16 protein-coding genes and 1 tRNA gene are annotated in these 15,296 nt (G+C 68.9%); 8 read left to right on the forward strand and 9 right to left on the reverse strand.

Annotation, left to right across the window (positions count from 1 at the left end):
• Position 1: 1 nt before the first annotated feature.
• The 5 genes from QM624_RS13830 to QM624_RS13850 are packed head-to-tail and all read right to left on the reverse strand — an operon-like array spanning position 2 to position 2,604.
• Positions 2-643, reverse strand: coding sequence for an NUDIX hydrolase (locus QM624_RS13830; RefSeq protein ID WP_415092778.1), 642 nt, complete (start codon positions 641-643; stop codon positions 2-4).
• Positions 640-1,245: a TlpA family protein disulfide reductase gene (locus QM624_RS13835; protein ID WP_415092780.1), complete on the reverse strand. Its 606-nt coding sequence runs from the start codon at positions 1,243-1,245 to the stop codon at positions 640-642. Before QM624_RS13835 ends, QM624_RS13830 begins: the two co-directional genes overlap by 4 nt.
• Positions 1,242-1,955, reverse strand: a complete 714-nt coding sequence (gene nth, locus QM624_RS13840) for an endonuclease III (protein WP_415092782.1) — start codon at positions 1,953-1,955, stop codon at positions 1,242-1,244. The genes QM624_RS13835 and nth overlap by 4 nt, the downstream gene beginning before the upstream one ends.
• Complete coding sequence (locus QM624_RS13845) at positions 1,955-2,446, reverse strand: RidA family protein (protein WP_415092785.1); 492 nt, start codon at positions 2,444-2,446, stop codon at positions 1,955-1,957. Before QM624_RS13845 ends, nth begins: the two co-directional genes overlap by 1 nt.
• On the reverse strand, positions 2,443-2,604 hold the full coding sequence (locus tag QM624_RS13850; protein WP_197709991.1) for a DUF4177 domain-containing protein: 162 nt from the start codon (positions 2,602-2,604) through the stop codon (positions 2,443-2,445). Before QM624_RS13850 ends, QM624_RS13845 begins: the two co-directional genes overlap by 4 nt.
• A 79-nt stretch (positions 2,605-2,683) precedes the next feature.
• On the opposite strand from QM624_RS13850, the gene QM624_RS13855 reads away from it, so the two are divergent.
• Positions 2,684-3,592, forward strand: a complete 909-nt coding sequence (locus QM624_RS13855; RefSeq protein WP_415092787.1) for an ArsA family ATPase — start codon at positions 2,684-2,686, stop codon at positions 3,590-3,592.
• A complete protein-coding gene (locus tag QM624_RS13860; RefSeq protein WP_415092789.1) occupies positions 3,589-4,698 on the forward strand; it encodes an ArsA family ATPase in 1,110 nt (369 codons plus the stop codon). Before QM624_RS13855 ends, QM624_RS13860 begins: the two co-directional genes overlap by 4 nt.
• On the opposite strand, the gene QM624_RS13865 is transcribed toward QM624_RS13860, so the two are convergent.
• Positions 4,642-4,911, reverse strand: a complete 270-nt coding sequence (locus tag QM624_RS13865) for a WhiB family transcriptional regulator (RefSeq protein WP_415092791.1) — start codon at positions 4,909-4,911, stop codon at positions 4,642-4,644. The genes QM624_RS13860 and QM624_RS13865 overlap by 57 nt on opposite strands.
• A 172-nt stretch (positions 4,912-5,083) precedes the next feature.
• Between QM624_RS13865 and QM624_RS13870 the strand changes: the two genes are divergently transcribed.
• The 6 genes from QM624_RS13870 to QM624_RS13895 all read left to right on the forward strand — a co-directional run bounded on the left by QM624_RS13870 (position 5,084) and on the right by QM624_RS13895 (position 10,961).
• Positions 5,084-7,474: a transglycosylase domain-containing protein gene (locus QM624_RS13870; RefSeq protein ID WP_415092793.1), complete on the forward strand. Its 2,391-nt coding sequence runs from the start codon at positions 5,084-5,086 to the stop codon at positions 7,472-7,474.
• Positions 7,475-8,377, forward strand: coding sequence for a metallophosphoesterase (locus QM624_RS13875; protein WP_415092795.1), 903 nt, complete (start codon positions 7,475-7,477; stop codon positions 8,375-8,377).
• 45 nt (positions 8,378-8,422) lie between these two features.
• Positions 8,423-8,499, forward strand: a tRNA-Pro gene (locus QM624_RS13880).
• Positions 8,500-8,694: 195 nt separating this feature from the next.
• On the forward strand, positions 8,695-9,342 hold the full coding sequence (locus QM624_RS13885; RefSeq protein ID WP_415092797.1) for a nucleotidyltransferase domain-containing protein: 648 nt from the start codon (positions 8,695-8,697) through the stop codon (positions 9,340-9,342).
• Positions 9,343-9,410: 68 nt separating this feature from the next.
• Positions 9,411-9,737 (forward strand): hypothetical protein, encoded by a 327-nt coding sequence (locus QM624_RS13890; protein ID WP_415092799.1) that lies wholly within the window; start codon positions 9,411-9,413, stop codon positions 9,735-9,737.
• Between the two features lie 132 nt (positions 9,738-9,869).
• Positions 9,870-10,961 carry a hypothetical protein gene (locus QM624_RS13895; RefSeq protein WP_415092801.1) on the forward strand — a complete coding sequence of 364 codons (1,092 nt, stop codon included), beginning with the start codon at positions 9,870-9,872 and terminating at the stop codon, positions 10,959-10,961.
• A gap of 6 nt (positions 10,962-10,967) precedes the next feature.
• Here the strand turns inward: QM624_RS13895 and QM624_RS13900 are convergent, their stop codons facing one another.
• From QM624_RS13900 to QM624_RS13910, 3 genes are all read right to left on the reverse strand, one after another.
• Positions 10,968-12,398, reverse strand: coding sequence for a DUF2252 domain-containing protein (locus QM624_RS13900; RefSeq protein WP_415092803.1), 1,431 nt, complete (start codon positions 12,396-12,398; stop codon positions 10,968-10,970).
• Between the two features lie 136 nt (positions 12,399-12,534).
• Complete coding sequence (locus QM624_RS13905) at positions 12,535-13,509, reverse strand: ABC transporter ATP-binding protein (RefSeq protein WP_415092805.1); 975 nt, start codon at positions 13,507-13,509, stop codon at positions 12,535-12,537.
• Positions 13,506-15,155 (reverse strand): ABC transporter permease, encoded by a 1,650-nt coding sequence (locus QM624_RS13910; RefSeq protein ID WP_415092807.1) that lies wholly within the window; start codon positions 15,153-15,155, stop codon positions 13,506-13,508. The genes QM624_RS13905 and QM624_RS13910 overlap by 4 nt, the downstream gene beginning before the upstream one ends.
• Positions 15,156-15,296: the final 141 nt, after the last annotated feature.

Below are 15,296 nucleotides of genomic sequence, written 5' to 3' on the forward strand. Positions count from 1 at the left end.
CTCAGCGCCGCCGTCCGATCCGGAACCGCTCCGGAATATCCGAGACACGTTCGACGTCCCAGGGCACCGTCCAACCGGCCAGGTCGAACAGGCCGTCCAGCAGGTAGGCGGTGAACCCCCAGATGAACAGTTCGCCGACAACGAATCCGGGGCCGCTGAAGCCCGCCGGATGCGTCCAGGTGAGCCGGTTCGCCGGGTCGACCAGGACGTCCACCGCCACCGAATGCACCGCGGCGATCTCGGTGACGTCCACCGGCACCAGCGGACGCGGTGTCGGCCAGCGCCCGACCACCGCGGTCACCGCGAAGTCGCTGGCCCGCACGTAGGCCGGCGGCAGGACACCCAGCACCTCGACCTCGCCGGGCGCCAGCCCGACCTCCTCGTCCGCCTCACGCAGTGCTCCAGCCACCGCAGACGCGTCGGACGCCTCGATCGAGCCACCCGGAAAGGCGACCTGCCCGGCATGGGTGCGCAGCCGGGCGTCCTTCTCGACCAGCACGATGCGGGTGCCTTCGGCGTGCTCGGCCAACGCGATCAACACCGCCGCCGGACGCCCACCCTGGGCCGCCCGGTCAGCGACGCGAGCAGCCGCCTCGGGTCCGGCCAGTGCCGTCCGGAGCCGTTCCGCATCAACCGTGGTCACAGCGAGATTCCGAGCTTGTCGCGGGTCAGTTGGACCAGTTCGTCGTAGGACTGGAGCTTGCCGGCGACGGTGTGCACCACCTTGCCGTCGGCATCGACGAACAGCGTCGTGGGCAGGCCGGGCACCGACATCTTCGTGCTCAGTTGCCGCTCCGGATCGGCCAGCTGCGGGTACTTCCAGCCGACCAACCCGGCGAACTCGACCGCCAGTTCGGGCCGCGGATCGTTGTAGTCGATGCCGAGCATGAACACCTTGCCCTTGCTGGCCTTCTGAAACTGCCGCAGGTAGGGCGACTCCTCGCGGCACGGCGGGCACCATTGCGCCCAGACGTTGATCAGCATCGGCTTGCCGCGCAGCCCGGCCAGCCGGACGGTGGAATCGCCGCCGAGGCAGTCCAGTGTCAGATCCGGCAGGCCGTCGCTGCGCGTCGGCGCTGTGGCCGACGACTTCGGGCAATCAGCGATGCCGGCCTGCTTGCGCGCGGCGACGATCGCCGCTGGATCGACCGGGGTGAAGCTCGGCGCGGGCGGCTCGGACGGCGTCGCCGTGCAACCGCCGAGCAGCAGCGCGACGATCGCGACCAGCACTCCCAGACGCCTCATCCGCGGGGTTCCCGGATCAGCTTCGCGGCGGCCACCGGATCGGTCGGGCCGATGCCGTACGACGGGCACAGCTTCGCCACCGGGCAGGCCCCGCAGGCCGGACGCCGCGCGTGGCAGCGGCGGCGTCCGTGCCAGATCACGTTGTGCGACAGCTGCGTCCATTCCTTGCGCGGGAACAGTGCCCCGACTTCAGCCTCGACCACCTCGGGTTTGGCCGAATCGGACCAACCGAATCGCTCCGACAAGCGCAGGAAGTGGGTGTCGGTGGTGATGCCGGGCACACCGAAGGCGTTGCCGAGCACCACATTGGCGGTCTTGCGGCCCACCCCGGGCAAGGTCACCAGCTGCTTCAAGGTGCCCGGCACCTCACCGCCGTAACGCTCGACGAGGGCGGCGCCCAGCTTGATCAGCGAGTCGGTCTTGGCCCGGAAGAACCCGGTCGGATGGATCAGTTCCTCCAACTCGGCCCGGTCGGCGGAAGCGTAGGCGGCGGCGTCGGGGTAACGGGCGAAGATCACCCGCGTGACGGCGTTGACCCGGCGGTCGGTGGACTGCGCGCTGAGGATGGTGGCCACCAACAGCTCCAGCGGGTTGCCGAAGTCGAGTTCGCAGCGCGCGTCCGGATAGGTTGCGGCGAGCGTGCGGTTGATCGCCCGCGCCCGCCGCACCAGCGCCGTCCGGGACTCCGTCAGCGCCGTCGGAGCAGCCATCAGAACGACGCCGCGCTGGCCTCGACGACCAGCTCCAGCTCCACCGGTGCGTCGAGCGGCAGCGACGCCACCCCGACCGCGGAGCGGACATGCCGGCCCAGCGGACCGAAGATCTCACCGAGCAGTTCGCTGGCACCGTTGGCCACCTGCGGCTGGGCGGTGAATTCAGGGGTGCCGGCCACGTAGACGACCATCCGGACGACCCGCCGAATGTTGTCGATGCCGCCCACCTCGGACGCCGCAGCGGCCAGCGCGTTCAGCACGGCGACCCGGGCCGCCTGGGTGGCCTGCTCGACGGTGACCTCGGCGCCCACCTTGCCGGTGGCGACCAGCGCGCCCTGCACGGTCGGCAGCTGACCCGAGGTCAGCACCTGCCCGGCGGAGGCGATCGCCGGAATGTAGGCGGCCAGCGGCGCCGCGACCGGTGGAAGGGTCAGTCCCAGTTCGGCCAGCCGCTGCGACGGTGCCGGACCGGCGACCTCCTCGTTCACCCGTCCTCCAGCGGACGCTTCAGGTACGCCACCAGGTTCTGCGGGTTCGGGCCCGGAACGACCTGCACCAGCTCCCAGCCGTCGGCGCCCCACTGGTCCAGAATCTGCTTGGTCACGTGCACCAGAACGGGCACCGTCACATACTCCCACTTGGTCATGGGCCCAACATTAACGGCAGCCTCCGACGCTCGAGCCCGGTCGAGACCGGGCCCGCATCCCCGCACCTAAGCTGACCGCATGGCCGTCCGCGCTCCGTTGCACATCGTGACGGGCAAGGGCGGTGTCGGAAAGACCACCGTCGCGCTCACCCTGGCCCACCGGCTGGCCGCGGACGGCGCCCGGGTCGCGGTCGCCGAGGTCGAGGGACGCGGCGGCATCCAACTGGCCACCGGCACCCGGATCGGGCCCGAACCGTCACCGCTGCGGAGCGCCGTCCAACCAGGGCGCGGCCGCGTGCTCGGCGTCCAGATCGATGCCCGCCGCGCGCTGGCCGGGTATCTGCAGCGCTATTACCGGCTCGGCTTCGCTGCCGAGGTGTTGCAGTTCGACCCGCTGGTCGACTTCGCCACCCGGATCGCGCCCGGGCTACGGGACATCCTGCTGATCGGCCAGCTGACCCACCTCACCGAGGGCCATCCCGACATCGACGTGGTGGTCCTGGACGCCCCGCCGTCCGGCCGGATCGGGTCGTTCCTGGGTGCCGGCGAGGCCCTGACCGCACTCACCGACGGCAGCCCGATCGCCGGCCAGGCCGCGTCGGTGATGGACGATCTACGTCACCCCGGCTGCCGGGTGCATGTGGTGACGCTGCTCGACGAGTTGCCGGTCACCGAGGCGATCGAAACCGTGACGGCGATCCGCGAGTTGGGCCTCACCCCGGGCGCGGTCGTCGCGAATCGCTGCCTCGACCAGCTCACCGTCCCCGACCCGCTTCCCACCGCCCCGAACGGCATCGACCCGGCGACCTGGGCCGCCCTCACTTCGCAGTTCACCTCCGACGCCGAGGCTGCCCGGGCCCAGACGGCGTGGGAGGCGCTGCTCAGCCACCGCACCGAACTGACCGTGCAGCGTCTTCCCGAACTCGACCCCGAAATCCCGGCCGGCCAGCAGCCCGCCGCGCTGGCGCCGGCACTGGGAGCGTTGTGAGCGCCGGACTCGACGCCCTGCTGCGCGACGACGGCGTGCGCGTGTTGCTGTGCGTCGGCACCGGAGGCGTGGGCAAGACCACCCTCTCAGCCGCGGTTGCCGTCCGGGCCGCCCTGCTCGGACGCCGCGTCGTGGTGGTCACCATCGATCCGGCCCGGCGACTGGCGCAGGCGATGGGCCTGGACGCCCTGGCCCACGACCCGACTCCGGTCGAGGTCCCGGACGCCGCCGGCAGCCTGCACGCGATGATGCTGGACGTCCGGCACGCCTTCGACCTGGCGCTGGCTGCGCAGGTGGAAGGCCCCGAGGCGGAGCGGATCCGCGCCAACCCCTTCTATACCGCGCTCACCGAGACCTTTTCGGGCACCCAGGAGTACGCGGCCATGGAGAAGATCGGCGAGCTGCATCGTCGCGCCGCGGCCACCGGCGAGTGGGACCTGATCGTGGTCGACACCCCGCCCAGCGCGTCCGCCCTGGACTTCCTGGACGGCCCCAGCCGGCTGGAGGCGCTGGCGCACAATCCGCTGCTGCGGGTGGTGCTGGGCCTGCCGCGCGGACCGTTCGGGTTCCTGGACGCCGGCGCGGCCCTGGCGACCAGGGCTCTCGACCGTATTCTCGGCGGACGGCTGTTCAGCGACCTGCGCACCTTCCTGCAGGTCTTCGAGCGGGCCGTGCTGGCCTTCGAATCGCACGCGGCGCAGACCCGGGAACTGTTGGCGTCCGAGGCTGCGGGTTTCCTGGTCGTCGCCGCGCCTCGTCCGGCACCGGTGGCGGAGGCCCTTGCGTTGGCTCGACGGCTGCGTAGCGAAGGTCTGCCGCTGCGCCGGGTGTTGGTCAATCAGCTGACGCCGACCGTCGACGTCGATCCAGAGTCTTTGGAAAACGCAGAGCGGGCGGCCGATCCCGGTCAGCGGGCGGTGCTGCGCCATCATCGGCTTGCCATGGCCCGCGCCGACCGAGAGCGACAGAACTACGCGAGTCTGTCCGAGGCAGGCGTCCCACTCGATCTGGTCGGACGCCGGCCGGGCGGCGTCCACGACCTGGCGGGTCTAGCTGCTCTGGTTGACCGCGTCGGCGAGGAAACGGCGCCAGGAGCGCACCTCTGAGTGCTGGCGCAGCAGGCGCCGGCGCTCGCGTTCGGTCATGCCGCCCCAGACACCCCATTCGATCCGGTTGTCCAGCGCCTCGGCGAGACATTCGGCCCTGACCTCACAGCCGAAGCAGATGGTCCGGGCACGTTTCTGGTCGGCGCCGTCGGGGAACAGGTCGTCCTGCAGGCCGCGGCACTTGGCCAACATCGGCCAGCTGTCCATCTCCATCAGGGGCACAGTTTCACCATCCGTTGTAGCTGCGATCTACTACTACGTAGTGTAGTTGTTAGCTCCCGATAGGACAAGCTCCCCGAGCCCAGGGCCCCCGAACAGCGTGCGGTTGACGCGCCAGTCCGCTAAGGTTCGGGCGCCCACGCCCGCGTCACGTACTCTGTAGTCCATGCGCTTGGGGAAGAGGCTCTATTCGCTGGTCATGTTCATCGTGGTCAGCGCACTCGGCGGGCTATTGATAGCCGGCCTCGCGGTACCGCTGGCCGGAATGAGCGCGGAGGTGGGCAAGACCACAGCAACCGCGATGGACTCACTCCCTGCCGAGCTGACCATGCCGCCGCAGGCACAGCGCTCGCGGGTGCTGATGGCCGACGGCTCGCCGCTGGTGAACTTCTACGAAGAGAACCGGCAGTACGTGCCGCTGAGCAAGATCGCCCCGATCATGCAGAAGGCGCAGATCGCGATCGAGGATCACCGCTTCTACGAGCACGGCGCGATGGACCTGCAGGGCACCATGCGTGCGCTGGTCAGCACCGTCCGCGGCAACACCCAGGGCGCCTCCACCCTCACCCAGCAGTACGTGAAGATGGTGCAGATCAGCGCCGCCGCCGCCCGCGGTGACACCGAGGGCGTAGAGAAGGCGCAGGAGAACACGATCGCCCGCAAGATCCAGGAGTTGCGCTACGCGATCGCTCTGGAGAAGAAGTACACCAAGGACCAGATCCTCGAGTTCTACCTGAACATCGCCTACTACGGCGACGGCTCCTACGGCGTCGAGTCGGCGGCGATGAACTTCTTCGGCGTGCACGCCAGCGAACTCAACCTGCAGCAGGCCGCGATGCTGGCCGGCATGGTCCGCAACCCGGTCGGCACCAACCCGCGCACCCCCGGCCTCGAGCTGGTGGCGCTGCAGCGCCGCAACGACGTGCTCGACCGGATGGCCTCCAAGGACGTGGCGGTGATCACCCCGCAGGAGGCGGCCAAGGCCAAGAATGCGAAGCTGGGCATCGTCAAGGCGAAGCCGAAGTTGCACGGCTGCGGCAACGCCGAGTTCCCGTTCATCTGCGACTACATCGAGCGCACCCTGCTCGCCTCGCCGAGCCTGGGCGCCACCCGCGAGGACCGCGAGAACGCGCTGTACCGCGGTGGCCTGACGATCCGGACGATGATCGACCCCAAGGTGCAGCGCAAGTCCGAGAAGACGATCCAGAACTACCTCGACCCGCGCGACCCGGTCGACTCGGTGATCGTCATGATTCAGCCGGGCACCGGGCTGATCGTCGCCATGGCCCAGAACCGCAACAAGATGGGCACCAAGAAGAGTCAGACCTTCTGGAACTACGCGGTGAGCAACAAGATGGGTGGTGGCGACGGCTATCAGGGTGGCTCCACCTTCAAGATGTTCGTAGCGGCTGCCGCACTGCAGAACGGCTTGGGCGCGTACGGCACCATCAAGGTTCCACGGTCGATGGATATCCACGGCATGCGCTTCCAGTCCTGCCAAGGCCCGTTCACGTTTACTGGGCACCACGACGTCAATGGGGTGGGCGGCACCTTCAATCTCTTCACCGGGGCCACCCACTCGGTGAACGGCTACTTCACCCAACTCGAGTCGGCCGCGAATCTTTGTGACGCCACCAAGATCGCCAAAGAGTTGGGGTTGCAGGTCGGGATTGACCCGAAGGGAGACCGGCTGACCCGGGAGTTCAGCAACTACCCCTCGTTCACCTTGGGTGCGGTCGAGGTCACCCCGCTCTCGCTGGTCAACGCCTACGCCACCGTCGCCGCCCGAGGCATCCGCTGCGATCCGATCATCATCAAGTCGATCAAGGCCGCCGACGGATCAACCCTCGAGGCACCGAGCGCCAACTGCAAGCGAGTGATGGACGAGGGCATCGCCGATGCCTTGTCCAAGGTCTTCCAGGGCCCGTTCCGCTCTGGCACCGCAGTGCCTGCTCGCGTGCCCGGCTACACCATTGCCGGTAAGACCGGCACGGTCCCTAAGAACAGGGCGATCTGGACGGTCGGCTTCACTCGCAGCCTCGCCGGTGGCGGCATGATCAGCTTCTCCAAGGATCCGCGGTTCAAGAGCTACTGGCAGCACCGGAGCAACTTCCTTCAGGGTGCCTACATGAAGTACTCGCACCGCGTCCTGGCCGGGAACTCCGGCCTGGAGGCCGGTGGCCACATCTTCAAGCCGGCGTTCGCCGCAGCGTTGAAGAACTTCGACCGCAAGGGCTTCGTCGAGCCGCCCTACGGCATCCTGGCCGGCAAGAAGGTCAGCGTTCCGGGCTGCTCCAGCGTTGAGGGCTGCCGCTCGGTACTGCTCGCCAACGGCTTCGGCGCCTACACCGAGTATGTCGCCAGCAATTCTCCCAAGGGCACCTTCCTGGGCATCAGCCCGAGGGTCGCCGTCCGCGGCACCAGCGTCCGGATCCTGGTCTCGTCGGGCCCGGCACCCCGTCCGCAGACACCGGACAAGGACAAGAAGGACAAGAAGAAGGACGACAAGAAGCCCGATCCCACGCCGTCCAAGAAGCCACCCAAGAAGACGCCATAGGTGTTCGGGAAGCTAGTGGGCCGGTTGGCGGCCCTCGGTGCGGCGTGCGTCGCCTACGGGTTCTGGGAGGCGCGGCATTTCGTGGTTCGACGCCGGGAGGTGCCGATCCTGCCTCCGGGTTCGGCGCCGCTGCGCCTGCTGCACGTGTCGGACATCCACCTGATGGCCCGGCAGCGCTACAAGACGGACTTCATTCGTGCGCTGGCCGGGCTGGAACCCGACCTGGTGGTCACCACCGGTGACAACTGGAGCGAACCTGCCGCGCTTGAGCCGCTGATGCGCGCCTGGGGACGGCTGCGCGACGTCCCGGGCGCGTTCGTGTTCGGTTCCAACGACTACGAGGAGCCGCACTTCCGTCCGCCGTTGATGTACCTGGTCCGCTCGACCGAGGGCCAGGGCAGCGCGAAGCGTCCGCTGCCGGTCGACGAGTTGCGGGCCGCCTATTGCGAGCGCGGCTGGGTCGACGTCAACACCTCCCGGGCACAGGTGCAGGTCCGCGGTCTCACCTTCGAGTTCCGGGGTACCGACGACGCCCATCTCGGACGCGACGACTACAGCCTGGTCGCCGGGTCCCCGTCCGCCGATGCGGATGTGTCGATCGGCGTCACCCACGCCCCCTACCTGCGGGTATTGGACGCGATGACCGCCGATGGCGTCGACCTGATCCTGGCCGGCCACACCCACGGCGGCCAGGTCTGCGTGCCCTACTACGGCGCCCTGGTCTCCAACTGCGACCTGGACACCACCCGCGCCAAGGGCCTTTCCACCCACACCGACGGCGACCGGACGGCCTACCTGCACGTCTCGGCAGGCATGGGATCGTCGCCGTTCGCCACCTACCGGTTCGCCTGCCCACCCGAGGTGACCGTGCTCACCCTGGTCGCCGCGGACTCAAATGGCTGATCGGACGAGACTCGTATAGACTGCTCGTCGGCCCGGAAGGGCCATCGGGGTGTGGCGCAGCTTGGTAGCGCGCATCGTTCGGGACGATGAGGTCGCAGGTTCAAATCCTGTCACCCCGACCAGCGGAAAGCCGCTCTGGCTAGGAGAAACTCCAGCCAGAGCGGCTTTGATGTTTCGTCAATGCCACGCCGCAGCGACGGCCGCCACAGGCCACTTCCGCCGTCACTTCGTGGTCCCTGGACCCCAAATCGCCAACCAACAGAGAATGTGATTCTCCCAGATCCGCCAGAATAATGGCATTGTGCAATAATCTTTGGATGGATCTGTCCAGCCCGATGAGTTCGCTCATCCCGAGTATTGATGCTGTCGCGCTCGAAGTGCTTGCCAGCACTCAGAGCGCGCTGGGGGCGAGCAGGATTCACCGCCTCGGACGTCGTGGCTCACGTCAGGGCATCGCCAACGCACTGGACCGGCTCGTCGAGCATGGCCTGGTAGCCGCCGAACCCACCAACCATGGCGCGATGTACCGGTTGAATCGAGATCATCTCCTCGCGCCGGCCGTTTTACTCGCCGCGGATGCACGCCAAACGCTCATTCAGCGGCTGGCTGAGGCGTGCCGCCGGCTCTCCCCTGCGCCGACGTCCGCCTCGCTATTCGGTTCGGTGGCACGGAGGGATTCAACGTCCCGCAGCGACATCGACATGTTGCTCATCGTCGACGACAACTCGCTGTTGGACCTCGACAACTGGATCGAGCAGCTTCATGACCTGTCCGAGCAGGTCGAGGCCTGGACCGGCAATCGCCTTGAGGCGATCACGCACTCCATCGGCCACCTCGATGAACTTGCCCGTGCAGGCGAGCCGATCATCAAATCCTGGCGCAATGAGGCTGTCACCTTCTTCGGAACGGACATCCGAACGATCCTGGGCCACGAGTACAACGAGTCTGCGGAACAGCAACTGTGAACCCCAAACAGCACCGCACCCGACCTGGCGATCGAGCCGCCGCCCGAAACCGTCGGCAGGTCGCCGAGATGTACCTGGAAGTCGCCGACCTTGTCGCTTCGGAGGACGGCTCCGCGATCAACGTTTGTGTCGGGAATGCGATTCTCGCCGGTATCGCAGCAGGGGACGCGATCTGCCTCGCCGCCGTTGGCGAGCGCTATGCAGGCCCCGACCACGCTGCTGCGGCTGACTTCCTCGGTGAGGTTGATCGCGATCTCGGTCGGCAACTCCACGCCCTGGTCGGGCTGAAACCGGCCGCTCACTACGGCGACCGCCTCCTTCGCCCTACTGCCCGCGATCTCGCACTGCGTCGGGCCAAAGCGCTGGTCGAGGCAGCGAGGACGCGTACCCTCTAGAACACTCCCTGGCCATTGCGTGCAGGCACACGCCGAAACGATTAACCAGGTCAGCGCTCCCCATCGCCCCGCGATCCCTGTTACGGCATGATGCCTCTAGGGGATTCGCGATGGAGTGGGGGCTGCGTCGAGATGAGCGAGAGACAGTTGCGCGCGGCCGGACGCCGCGGCACACCGCAGAGCGCCCGATCGGTGGTGCGAGAACTGGCGCGGCAACACCCGGATCTGGTCACTGCCGAGGGCGGACCGTCCGAGTGGCTGCTGGTCTGGGACGCACAGATCGCCCCGCAGATCATCCGCTCGCCCGCTCGTTTCACCCTCGACTACCTCTTCGTCGACGCGGACGGCGTCCCGGCCCTGGTGGTGGCAGCTCGCTCAACCGACACCCGCGTCCGCCGTGAGGCGATCGGCCGGGTTCTCGACCTGGCCGCCAACGGGGTGCAGGGCTGGTCCGCGGCTCAACTGCGGGAGGCACTCACCGCCACCCAGGGCGATGCCATCCGCGCAGTCGCCGCCTGGCAACCGGACACCAACCTCGACCTCGACGACTTCCTCGCTCGGGTCGGCGACAACCTGCAGCAGGGCCGGCTCCGCCTCATCCTCGCCACCGACGTCGTCCCCGACGAAATGCGTCGGCTGGTCAGCTTCCTCGACGATCAACTGGACCGCACCCGGCTCTACGCGCTGGAGCTTTCCCGTCCGGCACTCACCTATGGCGAAACGGCCGTCCCTGCCCGCGTGCAGCGCCCCTCCAGCAAGCGGGTGGCCCACTCCGGCGCCCCGGCCACCCGTCGCTCCCGCGACGACATGCTCAGCGAGGCGACCCCCGAGACCCGCACGGTCCTCGACCGCATCGAAACCCTGGCCCACGACCTGAACCTGATCACCGAGCACTCGCCGTCGGCGCTGCTGCTGAAGACCGGTGCCCGCGAGACGTTGGCCGCCGTCTACTTCCCGTGGAACACCATCGACATACCGCTGCAGCGGCTGCGCGACAAGGGGTGGAGCGAACAGGCCGAGCGCATCCACTACGCCCTGCAGAGCACCACCACGAAGCGGTTGCCGGCGAGAAGCCCGGCCGTTCCCACCGCGGACGCACTCAACAACTGGCCGCTGGTCCGCGAGGCGCTGACCACCATGGCGGGCCTGTACGCGGCCGGCAGCGAATCACCGTTGCACGGTGCCGCGGCCCGCCTGGTCAGCTTCGACCCGCTGAGCAACTGAGCCTGTTCAGCCCTCGGCGGCAGCCTTCACCCGCCCCGAGGCGACAGCCTCGGCCAGAGCGGCATGGTCGCGTTCGTTGACGTCGGCATAGTGCTCGGCGAAGTCGGCCACCGCATTCTCGAAGGCCTCCGACTTGCCGAGGTAGCCGGCGATCGCGACCCGATCGCCGGAGCGCGCGTGGGCACGAGCCAGCGTCCACCCGCACATGGCCGCGTACAGGGTGAGGCTGGACGGCCGCATCTGCTCGATGTCGGCGGAGAACTTCCAGTCGCGCAACTGCCGCAGGTAGTAGTCGACGCCGCCGTCGATCTCGGGCACCCCCTTCAGCCAGCCCAGGAAGATGTCGCTGGCGGCCTGCATCAGTCGTTGTCCGGTGACCACCCGCTCGCCCTCACTGTGCGCGGTGGACGCCCCCGCGTACGGCTCGAGCACGGAAGCCTGCGCCTGCTTGGCCTGCAGCAGCAGGGCGTCCGAGCGGCCGGCACCTTCGAACAACAGGATCCAGGCCCGGGTGCCGACGCTGCCGACCCCGACCACCTTGTGTGCGACGTCGGTGAGCCGGAAGTGGTCGAGCAGCACCCTCCGGTCGCTGGCCAGCGTGTGCCGATAGGACGCCACCAGCAGATCGAGTTGATGGCGCATCGCGTCCGGTTCGAGGCTGCTGAGCTCCTCCAGCGGCACCACCAGCGGCGGATCGGCGACGATGCGGCGGCGTCCGTCACGCTCGGTGGTCAGCTTGCGAATCGCCTGCAGGCCGGTGCGGGAGCGCGCCTTCGCCAACGACGCCTCGGCCGCCCGCACCTGGTCGCCATGCCGTTCGCGACGTTTCGGGCTCAGCGACCGGACGAAATCGCTCCAGGTGTTGTCCAGGTCGAGACCGGAATACCAGACATCGAGGAACGGCTGCCCGGCGAAGTCGTGCATCGCTTGCCGATACCGCCGGACCGCGGCGATCGTCGACTTGCGGGCTTGCTTCGCGGTGAAGCCGTTGTTGCGGGCGGCGATCACCAGGCTCGCGGCCAGGCGTTTCACATCCCACTCGAACGGGCCGGGCAAGGTTTCGTCGAAGTCGTTGAGGTCGAAGACCAACCGCCGTTCCGCCGAGGCGTAGGCGCCGAAGTTGGACAGATGGGCATCACCGCATAACTGCGCGCGCAGCCCGGTCGTTGGGGTACGGCTCAGGTCGGCCGCCATCACCAGCGCGGCGCCACGGTAGAAGGTGAACGGCGAGACCAGCATGCGGCGGTACCGGATCGGCACCAACTCGGGTACCCGGGTCGCGGCCTGACCGATCAGCAGGCCGATCGGGTCGCGGTCGGAAGCCAGCGGCAACTCGGCGTGCGACTCCAGCGGACAATGACGGCGCAACGCCTTGCCGTCGGCTTTGCGGGTGGGGTGCGGCGGGCGCTCGGCCACCGTGTCGGACTGATCGGTCATGATCGGGCTCCCTCCACCGCGAGGCTGAACGCTCTGAGCGTAGACCCGGATCGCCGCAGCCACTGCTGGTTGAGCTTGTCGAAACTCCTTTGTCAGCGGGCTCGGATCAGGTCTCGGCACGCTCAGCCAGCGACGGTCAGCGCGGAATCACCGCGCAGCCGGCCGGGTCGAGCGCCACGGTGAGCGACTCGCTCTCCGCCCGCTCCGCTGAGCGGGCGGTGGCGATCTGGCCGTCGGGCAGCCGGACGTCGATCAACACCTCGCCGCGCTGGTGCCGTTGATCCATGATCGGCAGCTCCACGCCCGCCGCGGACGGGGTCAGGCCGGCCGGGCCGATGCCGACCAACTCGTCGGCAGCCGCACGCACGCGGCCCAACCGGGCGGCGACGTCCGGGGCGATGAACGGTTCGTAGCCGAGGAAGGCGGCCACCTCGCGCGAGACCGGACGCCGCCACAGCAGCTCCGGGGCGTCCACCTGCAGCAGCCGTCCGTCGGCCATCACGCCCACCCGGTCGGCCAGCGCGAACGCCTCGTCCTGATCGTGGGTGACGTACAAAGCGGTGGTGCCGGTGGTGCGCAGGGCCTCGCCGAGCACCTCGACCAGATGCTCGCGCAGGTTCCGGTCCAGCGCCGACAGCGGTTCATCGAGCAGCAGCAACCGTGGCCGCGGGGCCAGCGAGCGGGCCAGCGCCACCCGCTGCGCCTGCCCGCCGGAGAGTTCGCTGATCCGGCGTCCGCCGTAGCCGGGCAGGCCGACGATGTCGAGCAGTTCAGCGACCCGGGCTCGGCGTTGGGTTCGGGCTTCCCGGTACAGCCCGTAGCCGATGTTGCCGGCGACGCTGAGGTGCTGGAACAGCTGGCCGTCCTGGAACATCATTCCGAAGCCGCGGGCGTGCACCGGCACCGCCGACACGTCGACGCCGTCCCAGGCCACCACACCTCCGGCCAGCGGTTCCAAACCGGCGACGCCGCGCAGCAGCGAGGACTTACCCGACCCGGACGCCCCGAGCAACGCCACGATCTCCCCGGGCTCGACGGCCAGGTCGACGCCGTCCACCGCGACCAGTTCGCCGTAGCGGACCGTCGCGCCACGGACCTCCAGACCCTTCACAGTTCCGCCTCCTTCGGCCGGACGAGTTCGGCGGCGGCCATCACCGCGGCGGTCAGCACCGCCAGCACGACTGAGGCGGCCAGCGCCATGCCGAAGTTGTCGGCACCGGGGCGTCCGATCAGTCGGAAGATCACCGTCGGCAACGTGGGGTGTTCCGGCCGGGACAGGAACGAGGTGGCGCCGAACTCGCCGAGCGAGGTGGCGAACGCGAAGCCGATCGCCAGGCCCAGGCCGCGTAGCGCCAGGGCGCCGTCGATGCTGGCCAGCACCCGCCCCGGACCGGCGCCCAGCATGGCGGCCGCCTCGCGTTGCCGGGGATCGATTGCCCGCAGCACCGGCAGCAGGGTGCGCACCACCAACGGCAGCGCCACGATCGCCTGCGCGATCGGGATCAGGATCGGCGAGGTCCGCAGGTCGAACGGCGGCCGGTTGAGGGTGATCAGGAAGCCGAAACCGACCGTCACCGCGGACACTCCGAGCGGCAGCATGAACACCGCATCCAGCACCCGCACACCCGCGACGCCGGCTCGTCTGCGTGGCCGGCGTGACGCCACCAGACTGACCAAAACCCCTAGTAGCACCGCGATCGCACTGGCCTGGGCGGCGATCACCAGCGAGTTGAGGGCCGCCGTCCAGACCGGTACGGCCAGACCGTCACCGGTGCCGGCCAGCAACTGGTAGTTGCGCCACCCCCAGCCGTCGGCGGTGACGAACGAGCGCATCACCAGGTACACCATCGGGACGCCGAGCAGGGCGACCACGACGGCGACGGTGACCAGGCTGGGCAGCAGATCCCGGCGCCACCGCCACGGCTGCTCGGCGGTGTTGTCGCCGCGCAACCGCAGGGCGTGTTCGGAACGCGCCCGGGCCCGTCCGGCGATCACCAACGCGGCCACGACCACCACCAGTTGGACGATGGACAGCGCGGCCGCCGCCGGCAGGTCGAGCAGCTGGGTGGTCTGGTACCAGATCTCGGTCTCGATGGTGCTGAACCGGACGCCGCCCATCACCATCACGATGCCGAACGCGGTGGCGCAGAACAGGAAGACCAGCGAAGCGCCGGACAGCACAGCCGGGGCGATCGCGGGCAGCGTCACGGTGCGGAACACCCGCGCCGGGGACGCCCCGAGCATGCGGGCCGCCTCGGCCGTGCGAGGGTCGATCCGGGACCACAGTGCACCGACGGTGCGGACGATGACCGAATAGTTGAAGAAGACCAGGGCGAACACGATGGCGGCGAAGCTCTCGTCCAGGCCGAGCCAGCCGAACGGGCCCTGTGCTGCGAACAAGGAACGGAAAGCCACTCCGACGACCACGGTGGGCAGCACGAACGGCACCGACACCACCGCCCGCAGCAGGCCGCGTCCGGGGAATCGGCAGCGGTACAACAGGTAGGCGCCGGGAACGCCGAGGAGCACCGCGACCAGCGTTCCGACGGCCGCCTGGCCGAGAGTCTGGCCGATGATCCGCCAGGTCCGTGCGGTCGACAGCACCTCGGTGACGCCGGCCAGGCTGGGTGCACCGTCCACGATGAAACCGCGGCTGACCAGGCCAGCGACCGGCCAGGCGAAGAAGATGCCGAGGAAGGCGAGCGGGATCAGTGCGGCGAGCGTCCACAGCACGATCGCGAGCGGGGAGGGTCGCACGCCGCCCGCCGGCCGAGTCCCACCCGATGGTCGAGCTTGTCGAGACCCCGCCCCACCCGCTGGTCGACCCCCAGCCGCTGGTCGACCCCCAGCCGCTGGTCGACCCCCAGCCGCTGGTCGAGCTTGTCGAGACCCTTGCAC

Origin of the sequence: Micropruina sp. (assembly GCF_047606365.1) — a bacterium.
Classification (GTDB): domain Bacteria; phylum Actinomycetota; class Actinomycetes; order Propionibacteriales; family Propionibacteriaceae; genus Micropruina.